Origin of the sequence: Pseudomonas monachiensis, from assembly GCF_047345015.1 — a bacterium.
In the GTDB taxonomy this organism is placed as follows: domain Bacteria; phylum Pseudomonadota; class Gammaproteobacteria; order Pseudomonadales; family Pseudomonadaceae; genus Aquipseudomonas; species Aquipseudomonas monachiensis.
Map to the genome: position 1 here is coordinate 3,227,163 of NZ_CP178857.1, position 20,134 is coordinate 3,247,296.

General features: G+C 61.9%; 16 protein-coding genes. 12 read left to right on the forward strand and 4 right to left on the reverse strand.

Annotated elements, in window-relative coordinates; translation table 11 throughout:
- Nucleotides 1–224 precede the first annotated feature (224 nt).
- From ACMDB8_RS14345 to ACMDB8_RS14400, 12 genes are all read left to right on the forward strand, one after another.
- Entirely contained in the window at nucleotides 225–1,628 is a 1,404-nt protein-coding gene (locus ACMDB8_RS14345) for a DUF1254 domain-containing protein (RefSeq protein WP_056727545.1), read from the forward strand.
- A 12-nt stretch (nucleotides 1,629–1,640) separates the two neighbouring features.
- Nucleotides 1,641–2,591 (forward strand): SphA family protein, encoded by a 951-nt coding sequence (locus ACMDB8_RS14350; protein WP_056727546.1) that lies wholly within the window; start codon nucleotides 1,641–1,643, stop codon nucleotides 2,589–2,591.
- Nucleotides 2,592–2,599: 8 nt separating this feature from the next.
- Entirely contained in the window at nucleotides 2,600–3,580 is a 981-nt protein-coding gene (locus ACMDB8_RS14355) for an AAA family ATPase (RefSeq protein ID WP_056727548.1), read from the forward strand.
- Nucleotides 3,580–4,524: a DUF58 domain-containing protein gene (locus ACMDB8_RS14360; RefSeq protein ID WP_409079258.1), complete on the forward strand. Its 945-nt coding sequence runs from the start codon at nucleotides 3,580–3,582 to the stop codon at nucleotides 4,522–4,524. The genes ACMDB8_RS14355 and ACMDB8_RS14360 overlap by 1 nt, the downstream gene beginning before the upstream one ends.
- Complete coding sequence (locus ACMDB8_RS14365; RefSeq protein WP_056727550.1) at nucleotides 4,521–5,105, forward strand: DUF4381 domain-containing protein; 585 nt, start codon at nucleotides 4,521–4,523, stop codon at nucleotides 5,103–5,105. Before ACMDB8_RS14360 ends, ACMDB8_RS14365 begins: the two co-directional genes overlap by 4 nt.
- Entirely contained in the window at nucleotides 5,092–6,084 is a 993-nt protein-coding gene (locus ACMDB8_RS14370; RefSeq protein ID WP_056727552.1) for a vWA domain-containing protein, read from the forward strand. Before ACMDB8_RS14365 ends, ACMDB8_RS14370 begins: the two co-directional genes overlap by 14 nt.
- A 1-nt stretch (nucleotide 6,085) precedes the next feature.
- The gene (locus ACMDB8_RS14375; protein ID WP_056727554.1) at nucleotides 6,086–7,666 is read left to right on the forward strand and encodes a VWA domain-containing protein; all 1,581 of its coding nucleotides are present in this window, start codon (nucleotides 6,086–6,088) and stop codon (nucleotides 7,664–7,666) included.
- Nucleotides 7,663–9,108 (forward strand): hypothetical protein, encoded by a 1,446-nt coding sequence (locus ACMDB8_RS14380; protein WP_409079257.1) that lies wholly within the window; start codon nucleotides 7,663–7,665, stop codon nucleotides 9,106–9,108. The genes ACMDB8_RS14375 and ACMDB8_RS14380 overlap by 4 nt, the downstream gene beginning before the upstream one ends.
- Nucleotides 9,105–10,133 (forward strand): HAD family hydrolase, encoded by a 1,029-nt coding sequence (locus tag ACMDB8_RS14385; protein WP_409079256.1) that lies wholly within the window; start codon nucleotides 9,105–9,107, stop codon nucleotides 10,131–10,133. Before ACMDB8_RS14380 ends, ACMDB8_RS14385 begins: the two co-directional genes overlap by 4 nt.
- Nucleotides 10,134–10,209: 76 nt before the next feature.
- Nucleotides 10,210–11,790 carry an arylsulfatase gene (locus ACMDB8_RS14390; RefSeq protein ID WP_056727559.1) on the forward strand — a complete coding sequence of 527 codons (1,581 nt, stop codon included), beginning with the start codon at nucleotides 10,210–10,212 and terminating at the stop codon, nucleotides 11,788–11,790.
- Nucleotides 11,791–11,973: 183 nt separating this feature from the next.
- Nucleotides 11,974–14,487, forward strand: coding sequence for a fused MFS/spermidine synthase (locus tag ACMDB8_RS14395; RefSeq protein ID WP_409079255.1), 2,514 nt, complete (start codon nucleotides 11,974–11,976; stop codon nucleotides 14,485–14,487).
- Between the two features lie 238 nt (nucleotides 14,488–14,725).
- Nucleotides 14,726–17,086 carry a tetratricopeptide repeat protein gene (locus ACMDB8_RS14400; protein WP_409079254.1) on the forward strand — a complete coding sequence of 787 codons (2,361 nt, stop codon included), beginning with the start codon at nucleotides 14,726–14,728 and terminating at the stop codon, nucleotides 17,084–17,086.
- A 231-nt stretch (nucleotides 17,087–17,317) separates the two neighbouring features.
- On the opposite strand, the gene ACMDB8_RS14405 is transcribed toward ACMDB8_RS14400, so the two are convergent.
- From ACMDB8_RS14405 to ACMDB8_RS14420, 4 genes are all read right to left on the reverse strand, one after another.
- Complete coding sequence (locus tag ACMDB8_RS14405) at nucleotides 17,318–17,812, reverse strand: hypothetical protein (protein ID WP_223541479.1); 495 nt, start codon at nucleotides 17,810–17,812, stop codon at nucleotides 17,318–17,320.
- A gap of 115 nt (nucleotides 17,813–17,927) precedes the next feature.
- Entirely contained in the window at nucleotides 17,928–18,449 is a 522-nt protein-coding gene (locus tag ACMDB8_RS14410) for a GNAT family N-acetyltransferase (protein ID WP_056727566.1), read from the reverse strand.
- A gap of 81 nt (nucleotides 18,450–18,530) precedes the next feature.
- Nucleotides 18,531–19,511, reverse strand: coding sequence for a LysR family transcriptional regulator (locus ACMDB8_RS14415; RefSeq protein WP_056727567.1), 981 nt, complete (start codon nucleotides 19,509–19,511; stop codon nucleotides 18,531–18,533).
- A gap of 73 nt (nucleotides 19,512–19,584) precedes the next feature.
- Nucleotides 19,585–20,025: a carboxymuconolactone decarboxylase family protein gene (locus ACMDB8_RS14420; RefSeq protein WP_056727569.1), complete on the reverse strand. Its 441-nt coding sequence runs from the start codon at nucleotides 20,023–20,025 to the stop codon at nucleotides 19,585–19,587.
- Between the last annotated feature and the right edge of the window lie 109 nt (nucleotides 20,026–20,134).

A 20,134-nucleotide genomic window follows, 5' to 3' on the forward strand; every position in this document is an offset into this window, starting at 1 on the left:
AATATGGAGATGCGCGCCTTTCTTTTGGCGAGTCTGCACACGCCTTGCCTTTATACCCGGGCACACCCCAACACTCCGTCCAACCTGCCGCCCGCCGAAAGATGCTCGGCTGACACGCCTTTCTTTCCTGCGCTCCACTCCGTCCGGATTGAGCGCCCACGACTCCCTCAAAGTGTTCACCGCACGACTGCCGCACGAGCAGCTCAGGCCATAAGGACCAATCCATGAACGTTGCCCTTCGCGCAACCGGCTTCAGCCTGATTGCGCTGAGTACCAGCACCTGGGCCGACTTCACTGCCACCCCCGACGAAGCCCGGGCCATCGCCAAGGAAGCCTATTTGTATGGATTCCCGGTAGTAGAGATGTACAAGACGCTCTACACCCAGGCCGTGGACAAGAAGAGCCCGAACTTCAAGGCACCGTTCAACCAGATCGGCAACACCGCCAAGGCCTTCACCGCCAAGGACACCGCGTTTGTCACGCCGAACGCCGACACGCCCTACTCCTTTGTCTGGATGGATTTACGCGCCGAGCCGCTGGTACTGACCCTGCCGCCCATCGAAGAACATCGTTATTACTCGGTGCAACTGATCGACGCCTATACGCAGAACTTTGCCTACCTGGGCACCCGCAGCACCGGCAACAACGGCGGGCATTTCATGATCGCCGGACCCAACTGGCAGGGCCAGCAACCGCTGAACATCGACCGTCTGCTGCGCAGTGAAAGCAACATCGCCTATGCGCTGTATCGCACACAACTGTTCGATGAGAAGGATCTGGCCAAGGTCAAGCAGATCCAGAAGGGTTACAAGGTCGAAACCCTGAGTCATTACGACAAACAAAAGGCGCCAACCGCCGCACCGAAGATCGACTGGCCAAAACCCACGCCGACCATGAGCGAAACCCCGGACCTGTTCCGCTACCTGAACTTCATGCTGGCGTTCGCCCCGGCCCAGGACGTGGAAAAAGAGCTGCTGGCGCGCTTCGCGAAAATCGGCATTGAGGCCGGCAAGCCTTTCAACGTCAACACACTCAGCACCGAGCAGCGCAAAGCACTGGAGGACGGCATCAGCGACGCCAAGGCCGGGTTTGCCGAATTCAAGAAAACCAAGGTCGATACCCACGAGGTCAGCAGCGGTGATTTCTTCGGCACCCGCGATCACCTCAAGGGCAACTACCTGTACCGCTATGCCGGCGCCAACATGGGGATCTTCGGTAACTCCGCCGAAGAGGCGAACTACATCGGTTATTTCGTCGACAAGGATGGTAAACCGGTCGACGCCTCGAAAAATGACTACACCCTGCATTTCGACAAAGGCGCCCTGCCCCCGGCCGATGCGTTCTGGTCCCTGACCCTGTACGACGGCAAGAACAAGCTGCTGGTGGCCAACCCGCTCAATCGCTACCTGATCAACTCGCGCATGCTGCCTGACCTCAAGCTCGATGCCGATGGCGGCCTGACGCTGTACGTGCAGCACAAGGCACCGGTCAAAGACCTGCAAAGCAATTGGCTACCGGCTCCGAACGGCCCCTTCTACGGGATATTGCGGCTGTATTTGCCAAAACCGGAAGTCCGCAACGGCGAATGGAAAATGCCGCTGTTGAACCCCGTCAATCAAAAGCAATAAGTGGAGTCAGTGATGATCAGGCCTTTTGTAGTGCGCCCCCTGTTGTTGGCGCTATGCATGGTCAGCGGCAGCCCGTTGGTACTGGCGGCTGAAGGTGGTGTCGGACGGCCGATTACCGGCCAGCAAGTGTTCTCCAATGCCGGGATCGTGCCGCCGGAGCCGGGCTGGGTCATGTCCCTGACCAGCATCTGGTACGACGGCGACCTCAAGGGCAGCACCCAGGTGCCTTTGGTGGGGGCCGCCAGTACCGGGCTGGACATGAAGGTGTCCTACACCATGGCCAACTTCACCCATGTCTGGGACACCGGCAAGGGTCGCTGGAACTACGCATCGGCCGTTGGCGTTCCGGTGCAGTACACCGACATCTCGGCCAACATCACCGGGCCCCGCGGCCGAACGCTGGGCTCCTCCGACTCAGGCACCCAGTTCGCCGACATGCTGGTGACGCCGATTGCCGCCGGCTATCACTTCGACGAGCTCAACCACATCGCGTTCTCGCTGCCGATCTACGTGCCCACCGGTGCCTACAACGACGACCGCCTGGCCAACCCCGGGCAGAACAACTACACCTTCATGCCGACCGTGGCGTTCACGCATCTGGATGGCAAGGGCGGCGAATTCACGCTGTCGAGCGGCCTGGAGTTCTACACCGAGAACGACGCCACCGATTATCGCAACGGCGATATCTACACCCTCGATGCGCTGTGGACCCACGGTTTTGGCAACGGCTGGAACGCCGGTATCGCCGCCGGTTACATCCAGCAGATCACCGATGACTCGGGGTCGGGTGCCGACAGCGGCTTCCGCGGACGTTCCGTGGGTGCGGGCCCGACAGTGGGCTGGACCGGCAAATTCGCCGACGCCCAGGCCAACTTCAATGCGCGCTGGGTGCCGGAGTTCGACACCAAAAACCGCCCTGAAGGCAATGGATTCAGCGTCAACATGACCCTGGCGTTTTTCTAGGAGACCCCATGAGCGCACTCAACGACCTCAATGCCCTGCAAGCCAGCATCGCCGAAGCGGTGCTCGGCCAGGACCAGGTGATCCGACAGATGCTCGTCGGCTTGCTGGCCAACGGGCACCTGCTCCTCGAAAGCCTGCCCGGCCTGGCCAAGACCCGCACGGTCAAATCACTGGCCAGACACCTGGACGCGAAGATGAGCCGCATCCAGTTCACCCCGGACTTGCTGCCATCGGACATCACCGGCGCCGAGGTGCTGCATCAGGTCGAAGGCAAGAACGAAATCCGCTTCCAGCCAGGCCCCCTGTTCGGCAACCTGATACTCGCCGATGAAATCAACCGTGCGCCGGCCAAGGTCCAGGCGGCGTTGCTCGAAGCCATGGAAGAACGCCAGATCACCGTGGCCGGCAACAGCCATGCGCTGCCGGACCTGTTCATCGTGGTCGCCACCCAGAACCCGATCGAACAGGAAGGCACGTATCCGCTGCCGGAAGCGCAGATGGACCGCTTCCTGATGAAAGTGCTGCTCGATTACCCGAGCGCGGAAAACGAAAGCCAGGTACTGCGCCTGCTGCGCGAAGAAGAACAGGCCCTGGGCGCCAAGACCGCTGCCGTGCAGGGCTTCTCCCTGTCCCAGGACGTGGTGTTCGCCGCGCGCCGTGAAGTCAGCGCCGTGCACGTCTCCCCGGCCATCGACCGCTACCTGATCGACCTGATCAATGCCACTCGCCACCCGGCCGATTACGACGCCGACCTCGGGCGCTGGATCAGCATCGGCGCCAGCCCTCGTGGCGGCATCGGTCTGGACCGCTGTGCCCGGGCCGACGCCTGGTTGCAGGGCCAGGATTTCGTTTCTCCGGACAACGTCCGCGCCGTGGTGCACCCGGTGCTACGCCATCGTCTGCAACTGAGCTACGACGCGGTGGCCGACGGCGTGAGCGCCGATCAGGTGCTCGACCGCCTGCTCGATAAAGTGGCGATTCCAGCCTGATGTCCATGAACCGCGCCGACGGCCTGGTGTATGTCTCTCTGGCACAGTTGATGGCCCTGGAGTTCAAGGCCCGTGACCTGAGTTTTCTGGCGCGTCAGCCCCAGGGCAGCATCCTGGCCGGTAACCACGCTTCGCGTTTGCGTGGCCGGGGCCTGAACTTCGATGAACTGCGCCGCTATCAGCCGGGGGACGATTTGCGCCACCTCGACTGGCGCGCGTCCCTGCGCACCGGCAAACCGGTGGTGCGGACATTCACCGAAGAGCGTGACCGCCCGGCCCTGATCCTCGTAGACCAGCGCATGTCGATGTTCTTTGGCTCGCAACGCAGCTTCAAATCCGCCGTCGCCGCCGAACTCGGCGCCCTGGCGGCATGGATGGTGTTCAACGCCGGCGACCGCGTCGGTGGACTGGTCTTCAACGATCAACGCATCGACAGCATCGCCCCGCTGCGCAGCCGCAAACGGATCGAAGCGCTGTGCAGCCGCATCGCCCAGCAAAACCAGGCACTCAACGCCGCCAACCCGGACGCCGAAGGCGAAGACCAGCTCGACAAGGTCCTGCAGCATTGCCTGGCCGTGGCCGGTCACGATCACCTGATCTGCATCGTCAGCGACTTCGCCGGAGCCGGCGAACGCACCTTAAAACTGATGCGGCAACTGGCTGCGCACAACGATGTGATTGCCATGCAGGTATACGACCCGCTGGCGCTGAACCTGCCGAAAAACGGCCGCGTGCTGGTCACCCAGGGGCAATTACAGGTGGAGCTGGCGGTGGATCGACAACAAGTGCATCAACCCCTCGGGGACTTTCTCGGCGGGCGGCTCAAGGACGTCGCGACCTTGCTGCGCCGCAGCCAGGTGCCGTTGATGATGTTCAGCACGGCTACACCAGCCCACGAACAACTGCGAGCCGAGCTGGGCAAGTTTACCGGAGGGCGCCGATGAACCCCGCCATCCCGAGCATCGACCAACTCAAGGAAATGGCACTGCCGGCGCCGGTCAGTTACGCACCGCAAACCTGGGGTTGGTGGGCGTTGCTGGCGCTGTTGATCGTTACACTGGTGGTGCTTGGTGCGCGGCGCTACTGGCAATGGCGGCGCGATCGCTATCGGCGCGAGGCGTTAATGCGCCTGGAGGAACTGCAGCAGCGCAGCAATGACCTGAGTGCGTTGCGCGAGCTTCCGGAGTTGCTCAAGCGGGTCGCGATCTCTATGCCGAACGCGAAACCTGTGGGAGCGGGCTTGCTCGCGAAGGCGTCCTGTCAGTCGACATCAATATTGAATGCAATGGCCTCTTCGCGAGCAAGCTCGCTCCCACAGGGGTCTCCTGCGGCGTTGGGGAACGAAGACTGGCAGGCGTTTTTGCAGCGGCACAGTAAACAGCCCCTACCCGCCGACTTCAGCCAACAACTCTCGCTGCTGGCCTACGCCCCCGACGCAACATTGCGGGCCATGCCCACTGAACAGCGCCTGCAGCTGTTCAGTGCCTGCAAAACCTGGGTGGAGCGACATCATGTGGCAGCTTGATTACCCCTGGCTGTTGATCCTGCTGCCGCTGCCGTGGCTCGCCTATCGCTACCTGCCCGATTACCGTGAGGCGCGAAGTGCCGTGCGAGTGCCGTTTTTCGGGGCGATGAGCCGTGCTGTCGGCCAGGCACCGAGCCAGGCTGGCACCCGCAGCAACCGCTGGCAGTTGCTCCTGAACCTGCTGGTCTGGACGCTGCTGCTGGTGGCGGCGAGTCGGCCGGTGTTGGTGGAAAAACCCATCGAACGCCAGCAGCCGGTGCGCGACCTGATGTTGGCCATCGACATTTCCCAGTCGATGGAAACCACCGATTTCACCGACGCCAATGGCCAGAAAATCAATCGCCTGGCCGCGGTCAAGGAAGTGGTGCACGGGTTCATCGACAAACGTAAAGACGATCGAATCGGACTGATCGTATTCGGCACCGGTGCCTATCCACAGGCGCCGTTGACCCTGGACCACCCCAGCCTGTCACTGCTGCTGGACGACACCGGCATCGGCATGGCCGGCCCCAACACCGCCATCGGCGACGCCATCGGCCTGAGCCTGAAACTGCTGGACCAGGCCCACGAGCAGGAAAAAGTGCTGATCCTGCTTACCGACGGCAACGACACCAGCAGCGCCATCACCCCTGATCACGCGGCCGCCATGGCTGCGGCCAAAGGCGTGGTGATTCACACCATTGGCATCGGCGACCCGAATGCGGAGGGTGAAGCCAAGGTCAACCTGCAAGGCTTGCAGGACATTGCCCAGGCCACGGGCGGACGCTTCTTCCGCGCCGAAGACCGCAACGCCCTGGATCAGGTCTACAGCACCCTCGACAAACTCACCCCGCATCAGGTGAAAACCCTCAGCCATCAGCCAAAACGTGATCTGTTCTGGTGGCCGCTGGGCGCGGCCATCGCACTGCTGGCGCTATACCACCTGGGCGCCCTGTTGCTTCCACGGCTGATGCTCGCCCGTCAACGGCAGGAGGCCTGACATGGACATCAACCTCGGCGATTTCCATTTCCTGCGCCCCCTGTGGCTGTTGCTCGCGGTGTTCGGCGCATTGCTGCCGATGCTGTGGCGGCGCAACCAGGACCTGCAACGGCGCTTGCGCAGCAACATCGCCGCGCACCTGCTGCCCCATCTGCTGATCACCCCGCAGGACCGGCAACGCCTGCGTCCGGTGCATCTGGTGTGTGCGCTGCTGGTACTGGGCGCCATCGCCGCCGCCGGGCCGACCTGGGAACAGGATCGGCCGGACTTTCTGGAAAACCGTGCGCCGCTGATCATCGCCGTCGACCTCTCGCCCTCCATGGACGCCAGCGATGTTCCACCCAGTCGCCTGGAAGCGGTCAAGCACAAGCTCCACGACTTGATCCAGCGCCGCGCCGGTTCGCGCAATGCGCTGATTGCCTACGCCGGAAGTGCCCACCTGGTGTTGCCCGCCACCGACGACCCGGCGCTGCTCGATACGTTCATTCAGGCCCTGAGCACCGACTTGATCAACAAACCGGGGAAAAATGTCAGCGCGGTCATCGATCAGGCCAAGCGCCTGCTCGCCGCCGAGAAAACCCCCGGCACCCTGCTGCTGATCACCGATGGCGCCGACACCTCGGCGCTGGCCGGGCTGGACAAGCAACTGGCGGACAGTGCGCTGCAAGTGCTGATATTGGCCGCTGGCAGCAGCGACGTCGGGATCATCCGCGATGCCAGCGGCCAGCCACGCACCGACAGTAACGGTCGTCCGCAACTCGGCAGTTTCGATCAGGACGCCCTCAAGCAGCTTGCCTCAACGCTGGATGCACCGCTGGGCAGCCTGACCCTCAACGATGACGATCTGGACTGGATCGAACTGCACGCCGAGCAACACTTCCAGGCAGCCAGTGACGAACAGCGCGAACTGCACTGGAAAGACGCCGGTTACTGGCTGTGCTGGCCGCTGTTGCTGATCGCCTTCTTCAGCGTGCGCAGGGGCTGGAGCCTGAACTGGATGGCCGCACTACTGCTGGCGGTGGGTTTGGGCCTGCAACCGGCGCCGGCCCAGGCCAACGCGCTGACCGATGCCTTTTTCACCCGCGACCAGCAAGGTCGTTGGGCCTTCGAACATGAGCACTACCCTCAGGCGGCGGCGCTGTTCGTCGATCCGTACTGGAAAGGCGTGGCCGCCTATAACGCGGCCGATTTCGACCTGGCACTGGCCAGCTTCGCGCGGCTCGACACACCGCAGGCGTATTTCTACCTGGGCAACATCTACGTGCGCCGCTTCAAGTTCGATCAGGCCATTGCGTCCTATACCCAAGCGCTGAAATTGCAGCCGCAATTCCCGGAAGCCACGGCCAACCTGGCCCTGGCCATAGCCTTGGAAAAGGACACTGAAAGCGCCGAGAAAAACACGCCAGAGGTCAAACCCGACGAAATCAAGATGGACAAGGCGCCGGGTAAAGGCCAAAGCAAAAAAGTGGAAACCCGGCAAGCGGCCTCGGATGAGCAATGGCTGCAGAACCTCACCACATCGCCGGCGAAATTTCTCAAGCAGAAATTCAGCTTGCAGGATCAGGCGGGGGTCAAACCATGACATACAGTCTGGTAGACCGTGTCGCGGCCTTCGTCGGATCGCCGCCCGGAGACAAGCCCGCTCCCACAGGGGGGCGGTGGTGCACACAAATCCAGTGTGGGAGCGGGCTTGCTCGCGAAAGGGCCCGATCAATCACCACAACACTTGGCGCCCTGCTCATCGGCTTGATCAGCCTCAACACATTCGCCGCCGACCCTCAACTGAAAGTCCAGGCCAGCCTGCAACCCGCCGACCCCGTCATGGTCGGCAGCCTGGTCAAGTTGCAACTCGATGTCTTCACCGACTCCTGGTTCACCAGCGCCCCCACCCTGCCCGACCTGAAACTGCCCGGCGCCTTGGTGATGCCACCGGACGGCCATGCCGAGCACATCAACCAGACCTTCGACGGTCAATCCTTCAGCGGCATGCGCTACAGCTACCTGATCACCCCGAACCTGGCCCAGGGCTTCGACATTCCGGCACTGACGGTACAAGCCACACCGGGTCAGGCCAGCCATGGACTCAGCGCCCAAAGCCTGCCCTTGCATTTCAACGCCGCACAACCTCCGGGGTTCCAGCCCGGCGAGTCGGTGCTGGTGGCCCAAGGGCTGCGGTTTACCCAGAAGACCATCCATTCGGCCACGCCGCTCAAGGTCGGCGACAGCATCACCCGGGAGCTGACCTTACAGGCCGACGGTGCCCTGGCCATGTCACTGCCGACACCGACGCTGGACAACATCAAGGGCTTGAGCCGCTACCCGAAAGCACCGCAAATCCGCAATCTGGATGACGGTCGCGGCAACTTCAATGGCGGCCAGCGCATCGACAGCGTGACTTATCGAATCGACACCGAAGGTCACTACAGCCTGCCCTCCGTCGAACTGAAATGGTGGGATGCCGGCAGTCAGCAAACCCGCACGGCCACGGTGCCTGCCGTGACCTTCGACGCGGCGGCCAACAGCGCTTACAAGCCGGTATTTTCCATCACCGAAGACCTGAAAAAACTCGGCCAGCACAATCGCCTGCACCTTTCCGGGCACTGGTTCGGGCTATTGGCACTGGTGTTGGCGGGGGTGGCGTTCGGTTGGTTCAGTCGCCCGCTCGTACGCCGCGCACACCTCAAATGGCAAGCCCGACGCCGCGCCCGCCACACCGCCTGGCTCGAGTCCGCCGATTACGCGTGGCGGCAGATCCCGGCACAAATCGAGGGCAAACCGGCGCAACTCAGCGCCCTGTACCTGTGGACCCGGCGCAGCCGCCACGGCCTGAAACTGACCGGCCTCGGCCCGCGCCTGCAAACCTTCCTGCGCGCCTGTTATGGCCGCGAACCGGACAAAGAGCAAGCCTTGCGCCAAATCGGGGAATCCTTGTCTACGCTGCATAGTCAGGCGGGACGCAACAGAGAATCAGTCTCTTGTGCACTGCATCCGCTCAACCCCGTTTACGAGAAGGACTTTCCATGACGAATTCGACATCGCTACGCCATCATCGCGCCTTCGGTTTCCTGCTGACCCTGGCCTTGAGCCTGCCGCTGCTGGTGCAAGCGGCCGAGCCGCTACCCTCGTGGAACGACGGGCCGTCGAAAAAGCAGATCATCGAATTCGTGCAGACAGTCACCGATCAAAGCAGCAAGGACTTCGTCAAGCCCGAGGAGCGCATTGCCGTGTTCGATAACGACGGCACCTTGTGGAGCGAGCAGCCGATGTACTTCGAATTGCTGTTCGCCCTCGAGGAAGTCAAGCGTACAGCGGCGCAACACCCTGAGTGGAAAACCACCCAGCCGTTCAAGGCCGTGCTGGAAAACGATCACAAGGCCCTGGCCGCCAGTGGCCTTGAAGGCATGATGAAAATTTTCGGAGCCACCCACACCGGGATGACCACCGAAGCCTTCGATGACGATGCCAAGACCTGGCTGACCCAGGCCCGTCATCCGAAAACCGGCAAGCTGTACACCGAGATGGTCTTCCAGCCGATGCTGGAAATGCTCGACTACCTGCGCGGCAAGGACTTCAAGACCTACATCGTCTCCGGCGGGGACACCGGGTTCATGCGCGCCTTCGCCGAGAAGGTCTATGGCATTCCTCCCGAGCAGGTCATCGGCACTACATTCGTCACAACGTTTGACTACAAGGATGGCAAGGCCTCGATCCAGCGCACGCCGAAACTGGCCCACAACGACGATGGTCCGGGCAAACCGGTCAGCATCGATGCGGTGATCGGTCGTCGGCCAATCCTCGCCTTTGGCAACTCCGACGGCGACCAGCAAATGCTTCAGTGGACCGCCGCCGGTCCCGGCAAACGCTTCATGGGCCTGGTGCATCACACCGACGCCAAGCGCGAATGGGCATACGACCGGCAGTCACAGATCGGTCGCCTGGACAAAGCCCTGGACGAAGCGAACAAACGTGGCTGGACAGTCGTCGACATGGCATCCGAATGGGCCCGGATCTACCCGTTCGATGCCGCCACACCCGAGCAAGCGCAATAAAAAGAAGACGTAACGCAGGACCGCAATAAACGTTTGTCGCAGTACGCGACGCAAGTAAGCATAAGGAGCCAGTCAGATGACTCGCATACGTAAGTGGATACCGAAACTCGCCCTGGTGGCGACAACGGTCATGGCCTTTTCGGCAACCGTCGGGGCCGCTGAGAAGCCCAACATTCTGGTGATCTTCGGCGATGATATCGGCCAGACCAATATCAGCGCCTATTCGATGGGCGTGGTCGGCTACAAGACTCCGAACATCGACCGCATCGCCAAAGAAGGCATGATGTTCACCGACTACTATGCGGAGAACAGTTGCACCGCCGGCCGATCGACATTCATCACCGGACAGTCGGCGCTACGTACCGGGCTGTCGAAAGTCGGGATGCCGGGTGCCCCGGTCGGCCTGCAAAAACGCGACATCACCATTGCCCAGGCGCTGAAGTCCCAGGGCTATGCGACCGGTCAGTTCGGCAAGAACCACTTGGGCGACAAGGATGAATACCTGCCGACCAACCACGGTTTCGACGAATTCTTCGGCAACCTGTATCACCTCAACGCCGAAGAAGAACCCGAGCGTCCGTACTGGCCCAAGGACGACCCCGCATTCGTCAAGGCCTACTCGCCGCGCGGCGTGATCCACAGCTTTGCCGATGGCAAGATCGAAGACACCGGCCCGCTGAACACCAAGCGCATGGAAACCATCGACGACGAAACCACCGCCGCGGCGCAAGCGTTCATCGAGAAGCAGGCCAAGGCGGACAAGCCGTTCTTCGTCTGGATGAACACCACCCGCATGCACTTGTTCACCCACGTGCGCGAGTCGATGAAGGGCCAGAGCGGCATGCCCGGCAACGATTACGCCGACGGCATGATCGAGCACGACGGCGACGTCGGCAAACTGCTGAAAACCCTCGATGACCTGAAAATCACCGACAACACCATCGTCGTCTACACCACCGACAACGGCCCGAACCAGTTCTCCTGGCCGGACGCGGCAACCACGCCGTTCCGTAACGAGAAGAACTCCAACTGGGAAGGCGCCTACCGGGTACCGGCGATTGTGCGTTGGCCGGGCAAGATCAAGCCGGGCGAAGTGTCCAACGAGATGTTCTCGGGCATGGACTGGTTCCCGACCTTGCTGGCCGCCGCTGGCGATGCCGACGTGAAAACCAAGCTGCTCAAGGGTTGGGCACCGACTTCCGGCGGCACCAACTTCAAGGTGCATCTGGACGGTTACAACCAGTTGCCCTACCTGACCGGCCAGGCGCCCAAGGGTGAGCGCAAGGAGTTTTACTACTTCAACGATGACGGCGTGCTGGTGTCGATGCGTTTCGACAACTGGAAAGCCGTGTTCTGCGAACAGCGCGCACCCGGCGGCTTCAAGGTCTGGAGCGAACCCTTCGTATGCTTGCGCGTACCGAAGATCTTCAACCTGCGTATGGACCCGTATGAACGTGCCGACGTGGTGTCCGATCAGTATTACGACTGGCAAACCAAGAACGTCTACCTGGCGGCTGTAGCCGTCGAAAAATCGGCGACGTTCCTGCAGACCTTCATCGAGTATCCACCTAGCCAGAGACCGGCCAGCTTCAGCATCGACCAGATCCGTGCTGCGGTAGACGCCAAAATCGCTGAAAAAATGAAAGCTGCACAGTAAGACCGCTGGACCGCCGCTCGCCTTCATTGGCGAGCGGACTTATTTTCGATCTGTGACCGCATCGACTTCATTCGCGAGCAGGCTCGCTCCCACAGGGACTGCATTGCAAATGTGGGAGCGAGCCTGCTCGCGAAGGGCCGGTGCAGTCACAGGCTATTTCGAATTGGAACAAGGCAATCCGCAATGACCTCACGTGTCGCCAGCAAGTCGTCGGCCATACCTGCCCCTCAAGTCGCCTCCCCGGCGCTGTTGATCCCCGCCCTGTTGCTGTTTGTCTCCGGCGCCGCCGCGCTGGTGTATCAGGTGCTGTGGATCAAGCAGCTGTCGCTGGTGGTGGGCGTCGAGGTCTATGCCATCACCACCGGGATCAGCGCTTTTTTTGCCGGGCTGGCCCTGGGTGGCTTGCTGTTCGGCCGCTGGGCGGACCGGATGCAGCAACCGGTTGTGCTCTACGCCGGGCTGGAAGTACTGGTGGCCGTGCTCGGTGTCGCGGCGACCTTTGCCATGAGCCTGGCGGCCAGCCCGTTTGCCTGGCTGGAAGCACACTTGGGTTTGCTGGCCTGGGTGCTGCCGTTCGCGCTGGTGGGCATTCCCGCGCTGCTGATGGGCGGCACCCTGCCGGTGCTGGTTCGCTCCCTGGCCACTGAACCGCAACACCTGGGCAAGGCCGGCGGACAACTGTATGCGGCGAACACCGCCGGGGCCATCGCCGGTACCCTGCTCGCCGCGTTCGTGCTGATTGCCACCCTTGGCGTGCGCGGCAGCGCACTGGCCGCCGCCATGCTGAACCTGCTGGCCGCCGCAGGGGCTTTGTGGTTCCAGCGCCAGCGCGTGGCCCCCGTCGATGCCCCGGTGAAACATCACAGTGAAAAAGCCCCCGACCGCCTGGCCCTGTGGCTGTATTCCATTGCCGGCGGTGTGGCCCTGGGCTACGAAGTGGTGTGGTCGCAATCGATCGTGCAATTCATGAGCACCCGCACCTATGCCTTTGCCGTGGTGCTGGCGACCTACCTCACCGGCTTGTTCCTGGGCAGCATGCTGCTGGCCCGTCGGGTCGATCGCCTGCGCGATCCTTGGGGGGTGTTCGGTCTGCTGATTGCCGCAGCCGGCGCGATTGCCTTGCTGGAAGTAGCGTTGCTCGGACGTTGGCTGGTGATTGCACAAACCCTGGCGGAAAGCTGGGTATTGTCACTGGGCGGCAGTGAACTGGCGGGCATGAGCACGCGCTTTGCCGTGGCTGCCTTGAGCATCGTGTTTGTACCGACCCTGTTGCTGGGCGCGGCGTTCCCGTTGGCCCTGCGCTTGAGCGTCGGCGGCGAACAGGTGGGGCGTAATGTCGGCGAAGTCGTCGCGTTCAATACCCTTGGCGGGATTGTCGGCGTGATGCTCTGCGGTTTTGTCCTGATCCCGATGCTGGGTCTGGTGCGAACCCTGGGCCTGCTGGCGATGGTCGCCGCCGCTATCGCCTGCCTCGCCGTGCGCAAGGGCCATGGCGTGAAAAAAGGCAGGCGTCAGGCGGTGGTTGCCATTGGCCTGGTGTCGCTGGCACTTGCCGTGTTCACGCCGGTCAACAAGCTCGCCAGCCTGCTGCCGGGGGCGCGCAATGGCACGCTGACGTTCTACGAAGAAGGCCGTGGCGGCACCGTCGCCGTGGTCACCCAGGGCAAAGGCGAAAGAGCGTTCCAGCGTTTGTACATCCAGGGCGTGTCCAATACCGGCGACGCCATGCCGTCCCTGCGCTACATGCGGATCCAGGCGCTGCTGCCCCTGTTGATCCACAACGGTGAGCCGCGCTCGGCACTGGTGATCGGTTTCGGTACCGGCATCACCGCAGGCGCCCTGACCCGCTACCCCGGCCTGGAACATCGCGTGGTCGCCGAACTGCTGCCTTCGGTGGTCAAGGCGGCCCCCTTGTTCAAGGGCAATTTCGATGCCGCGGCCGATCCGGGGGTCGATGTGCGCTTGCGTGACGGTCGCCAGGAACTGCTGCGCAATCCGCAGCACTACGACCTGATCACCCTCGAGCCGCCACCCCCTTCCGCTGCCGGCGTGGTCAACCTGTACTCCCGGGACTTCTACCAACTGGCCGCCAGCCGTTTGCACAAACAAGGCCTGGTTGCCCAATGGCTGCCGCTGCCAACGCAGAACATCGACGACTCGCGCTCACTGGTGCGCAGCTTCCTCGACGTGTTCCCGTACGCGACCCTGTGGACCAGCGAATTCCACGAGATGCTGCTGGTGGGTTCGATGGAGCCGATTGAACTGGATGCGGCGAAGATCAGCGCACGCTTCCAGCAGGACAGCGTTCGCAGCGCCTTGCAGGATGTCGGCGTCGGCTCGGCCGCGGCGTTGCTTGCCACCTGGGTGACTGATCGCGCGGGGCTGGAACGCTTCGCTGGCGATGCGCAACCGGTGACGGACGATCAGCCGAAGATTGAATATGCGCCCTGGGTTCGCTCGAAAGAGATCAGCCGCGTATTGCCCGCCCTGCTCGACTTGCACCAGCCGCCAGCCGTGTTGAACGCCGACGCCGGGTTCATCGAGCGCATGAACACCCAGCAACAACGCCTGATGCAGTTCTATCGGGCGAGCCTGCATGCCTACAACGGAAATCGTGACGCCTGGGCCCGGGAGATGCGCGAGGTGATGCGCGGGGATTCCGGGAATCCGTATTACCGGTGGTTTGTCGGGGAGTGATGTGGCGCCTTGGCGGCCGCCTTCGCGAGCAAGCCCGCTCCCACAAGGTGTTGTGTCGTACTCAATTGCTGTGAACAACACCAAACCCTGTGGGAGCGGGCTTGCTCCGGGCGGCGCTCCGACGAAGAGGCCATCAGCCTCGAAACAATGTCATTTGACACACACCGGCCATCCGGCAAAGCTGCACCCAGCCTGAACGCGCCCTGACGGCAATCGCACCTGGACCATGGAAGTCGTAATGCCGAACCATAAAAATAAAGCTGCAACCCCAAACCCTGATTCGCAACCGACCCTGATCAACCGTTACCTGTTCCCTGTCACCATCGGCATCCTGCTGCTGGCTGTGGCGGGTATTGGCTGGTTTTTGCTGGACAACTCACCGACGCAGCTCAAGCCAGTCCCGGTCAGCGCCCCTGCCGTGCAACCGGCCAAACCGCAACCGGTCGCCGTCGCACCTGCGAAAATGGTCGACGAGAAACAATGCCAGGGCTGCCACGGCGAGCAGGTCAAGGATTGGCAAGGCTCCCATCACCAACTGGCGATGCAGCAAGCCAACGCGGACACCCTGCTCGGCGACTTCAACAACGTCACCTTCAAGGCCGAAAAGGAGACCACGGTGTTCTCGCGCAAAGGCGACGAATTCTGGGTCAACACGCCGGGTATCGATGGCAAGAATGCCGATTTCAAGGTGGCCTACACCTTTGGCATCGCCCCCTTGCAACAATACCTGATCGAGGTCGGCGAAGGCCGCTTGCAGGCCCTCGCCGTGGCCTGGGATACCGAGAAGCACCGCTGGTTCCACCTCTATCCGGGCCAGGGCGTGACCTTCAAGAACCCGCTGCACTGGAGTAAACCGAGCCAGAACGCCAACTTCATGTGCGTCGAGTGCCACACCACCGGTTACAAGCGCAATTTCGATGCGGCGACAAACACCTTCGACAGCCACTGGAACAGCCTCGGCGTCGGCTGCCAGGCTTGCCATGGCCCGGCGTCCAGTCACCTGGAATGGACCGCGAAGAAAACCGACCTGATCCATGCCGGGTTTGCCGTCGATCTCAAGGACAAGAACGCCACCGTCGAAAACGAAACCTGCGCCCGCTGCCACTCGCGCCGCGCGCCCCTGGACGATGGCTACACGGTCGGCAAGCGGTTGATGGACGACTACCTGCCGAGCGTCCTGACCCGCGAGTTGTACGCGCTGGACGGCAAGATCAAGGATGAAGTGTTCGAACACGGCTCCTTTGCCCAGAGCAAAATGTTCGATAAGGGCGTGCGTTGCAGCAACTGCCACAACCCCCACAGCACGCAGTTGAAAGCGCCTGGCAACGGTGTGTGCCTGCAATGCCACAACACCGCCGGCAACACCACTGTGGAGGGTGTCGATGGCAAGGGCCTGCAAGCAAAAAACTACGATTCCATCGAACACACTCGCCACACCATGGGCCAGCCGGGTTCGCAGTGCGTGGATTGCCACATGCCCGGCAAGTTCTACATGGGCAACGACTTCCGACATGACCACAGCTTCAGCATCCCCAACCCCGAACGGGCGAAAAAACTGGGGACGCCTGACGCCTGCCTGACCTGCCACCAAGGCAAGGCCGGCGACAAGGTCACCGAGCAGTTCAAGCTGTGGAACACCGCCAACGCCAGCGCGGTACAGGCCCCTCGCTACGACGAAAGCCTGTGGCTGATTCGCAACGGTCAGGCCGGCGCTGCCGAGGCCTTGTTCGAGCAATTGCAACGCAGCAACCTGCCGGCGATCCAGCGCGCGACACTGCTGGCCGAACTGCCGGCGTACCCCAGCGAACAGGCGTTGAAACTGGCCACCAAGGACCTGGGTAATCCGGCGCCGCAAGTCCGCGAGAGCGCGGTGCGAGCGATCAGCGCGTTCCTGCCGCCAGCAGAGCGTGCGCCATTGCTGACCCCGTTGTTGAGCGACCCGGTGCGGGCCGTGCGCATCGCCGTCGCCCGGGACCTGCTCAGCGTGGCACGCAATGGCCTGGGCAGCGCCCAGGACAGCTGGAATGCCGCCATTGCCGAATACGAGGCGGTGCAAAAGAACCTGGCCGAGCGTGCAGAGGCCAACCTGAACCTGGCCATGCTCTATCAGGCCGATGGCCGCAGCGCCGAAGTCGAAGCTTTGCTGCGTACAGCCCTGCGGCGCGATCCGGACTTCTACCCGGCGCTGGTCACCCTGGTGCAGTGGCTGGAGGCCAACGGTCGCAGCCAGGAAGCCCATGCCCTGCTGGCGCAAAGCCTCAAGGACCACCCCGACTCAGGCCTGCTGCAACACACCCAGGGCCTGGCGCTGATTCGTGCGGGCCAGGCCGCCCAGGCCATGCCGTACCTGCGCAAGGCCGCGCAACTGGAACCACAGAGCGGACAATTCGGCTATGTGCTGGCGGTGGCCCTGCATGACAGCGGCAAGATTGACCAGGCGTGCGCAGAACTGGAACGGCTGTTGAAAGAACAACCGTCCAACCGCAATGCCCGCTTGTCGTTGATCCAGTACTACCTGGACAACGGCCAGGAGCCAAAGGCGCAGGTGCTGTTGCAGGGCTGGAAGAAAATGAACATGGGGGATCCGGCGTTGAAATGAAACCGGGCTGAAAGCGCTGTCTGATCAGTGCTTTCTATCGGCAACACTGACGTCTTCGCGGGCAAGCCCGCTCCCACAGGTTCGGTGTCGACCACAACATTTGGGTACGACACAAACCCTGTGGGAGCGAGCTTGCTCGCGATGAGGCCGGTCCATTCAGCATCAATATCGCCTGACTCTCCGCCATCGCAGGCAAGCCAGCTACAGGGTCATGTGTCGTTGATCAAAGGCTCAACCGCGATCCCGGGGAATCAAACCCTGCAACTGCTGCGCCAGAAAGTTCGCATCGAAGGGAAACACATCCGGGTCCTTCAAACCGTTGGTCTTGCGCCATTGCCAGCTATTGGAAGGTGGCTGGCAAACCAGCGAGACACTGCCGAAACGCGCAGCGGTCAAACCCATCACCGCCAATGAAATCTGCCCCCCCGCCCCCATCACTTCCGGGACAAACTCCACTGCTCTGCCAGCAATCACAATGGACAGCTTCTCGGTCTTGAATGTCGATGTCTCGACAGGAACGCTAGGGCCCGAGGCGACATAGGCTTCGCGGCTCACCTCCAGCAGGTGCGGCGCCTGCACCGGCTCCAGCCATTGCCCGATCTGATCGAACAGCTCACCAATACGCGCAGCCCAATCCGCGGACTGGGACTCGAACAGTTGTTTCTTGTGCGCTTCGCTTTCTGCGTAGTGGCGCAGCATTTCACCCAGTTGCTGTACATCGTCCATTGCGGTGTTCCTTTGGTTGCAGCGGTACTACGGATATTGAGCATGGCAGAAGCGTGAAGCCGGTGTGCGACTAACAGCCAGGAGGTACGTCTGGGGTTTGCCCTGGGCGACTGACTCAACCGGCCTTGGGCGTGCGACGCAGGCGCGCCATGCTCAAGGTGTCCACCAATACGCCGTCGCGCACGGCGTAATCACGGAACAGACCCTCGGTTTCGAAGCCGAACTTGCGGTACAGGGCAATGGCCGCTTCGTTGTCGGCATACACCGACAGCTCGACACGCTGCAGATTCATCCAGTTGTCGGCGATATCCAGCGCTGTCACGAGCAGCTTCGACCCTACGCCCTTGCCCTGCCACGCCACCGCAACACCCATGCCGAAACTGCCGGCATGGCTGCGACGAATGCGTGAGAACTGCTCCAGGCCAATGTTGCCGATGACCGTCCCTTGATGCAAAGCCACCACTTTCACCAGGCGTTCGTTATCCAGCGCCAGGCGACTGCGCCAGAGTTCGGTGGACTGAAACGGCATCTGCAGGGTTTGACGGGCGATTGCCGGATCGTTGTACAGCGCCGTGATGCCTTCGATATGGGATTCGTTGAAACGTTCGAGGGTGATGACAGGTTCGGTGGTTGGCATGGTGAATCATCCTTGAAGCAGACATGGCCGTTCACTCTATAACGCTACCTTCGGCTGTGGCGAGAACCAATGTGGGAGCGCTCAGCTTTGGAACCACTCCCGGCGCTCGTTGAAGGTGTTTTCGATCAATTCGACGATCATCCGCACCTGCGCGTCGCCCCCGGAATGGGCGTTGACCGCCATCCACACCTGACGCCGCATCGGCTGGTCGAACAGGCCCGGCAAGGCAATCAGCCCGCGGTCGAAGTGGCTCATGTAGTGCGGCAGCAGGCCGATGCAGGCACTGCAACGAATCATCTCCAGCATCAGTTCCCAGGATTGCAAGTGCACCGACCCGGCCAAGCGCTGATCCACCAGTGCATTCCATGGCCTGAAGCTTTGAACCTGGCTGTCCTGCCGCCATTGCACCAGGAGAAAATCGGCCAGGTCATCCAGGCATTCCGGCCTGGATGCAACCCGGCAATAGCGCTTGGCAATGTGCGGCAGGTAATCGAGTTCTGCCAGGCGCCGGGGTTCGGTGATGGCAAAGCTCGGCCCCGGTAACGGCGATCCGCTCTCGCCCAGCCACACCACCACGTCGGCGCTGACCGCCTGCAAGGCCAACTCGCTGTCGAGGGTCATGATGTCCAGCCGCACACTGGCGTTGCGCCGCAGCAGTGCAACCAGGTCACGACCAAGAATGTCATGCAGTATCGAATCCGCCACCGCCAGGCGAATCAACGGCTGCTCGATCACCGGCAAATCGCGCTCATGGGCCAGGGCGATCAATTGTGCGTGTAAGCGCAAGCCATCGCGGCTGAGGCTGAAACCATTGTCGGAATGGCTGAACAGCGAACACTGCAGCTGCGATTCCAGCAGCACCAGTTGCCTGCGCAGGCGGGTGGCCTTGATATTGAGACTGCGGGCGGCCTGCATGAAGCAACCGCAACGGGCACTGACGGTGAAACACAGCGCCAGTTCCGGGTCGATACCCGCTGCCAGCTGGCGCCAGGACGCGTTTTTATCAATGGCTACGCGATACTCGGCAGCTCCCTGGCGGGCGCTGGTTTGCATGAATGACATCGAGGACTCCCTGTCGATCTGACACTGACAATTGCATCCTGCGGATCCTTCATGAACCTGCTGTGACAATGACTCAGGCGCTGGGTGTCTGCCGGAAGCTCACGGCCAGGCGATTCCAGCTGTTGATGGTGGTAACGGCGATGGTCAGGTCGACCATTTCGCTTTCACTGAACTGCTCCCGGGTCTGGGCATAGACATCGTCCGGCACATGGCTTTCGCAGAGCAAGGTGACCGCCTCGGTCCAGGCGAGCGCGGCTCTTTCCCGGGGATTGAAAAAGTTGCTGTCGCGCCAGACCACAAGGGAATACAGACGCCGGTCGCTTTCGCCCAGGCGCCGTGCATCCACCGAGTGCATATCGGTGCAAAAGGCACAGCCATTGAGCTGCGAAGCACGAATCTTGATCAGGTGCAGCAGCGCCTGCTCAATGCTCAGGCTGCTGCTCAAGGCCTCCATGGCAATCATGGCTTTCATCGCCTTGGGGGACGCGCTGTAGTAATCCAGTCGGGGGGTCATGGAGCGATCTCGTGCAACCCTGAAGTGATCTTCACGGTAGTCGCTGGCGCACAGGCATGACAGATCCAATCAGGCGATTTTCCCGGGGACCACCGCCGCCAGGCCAATC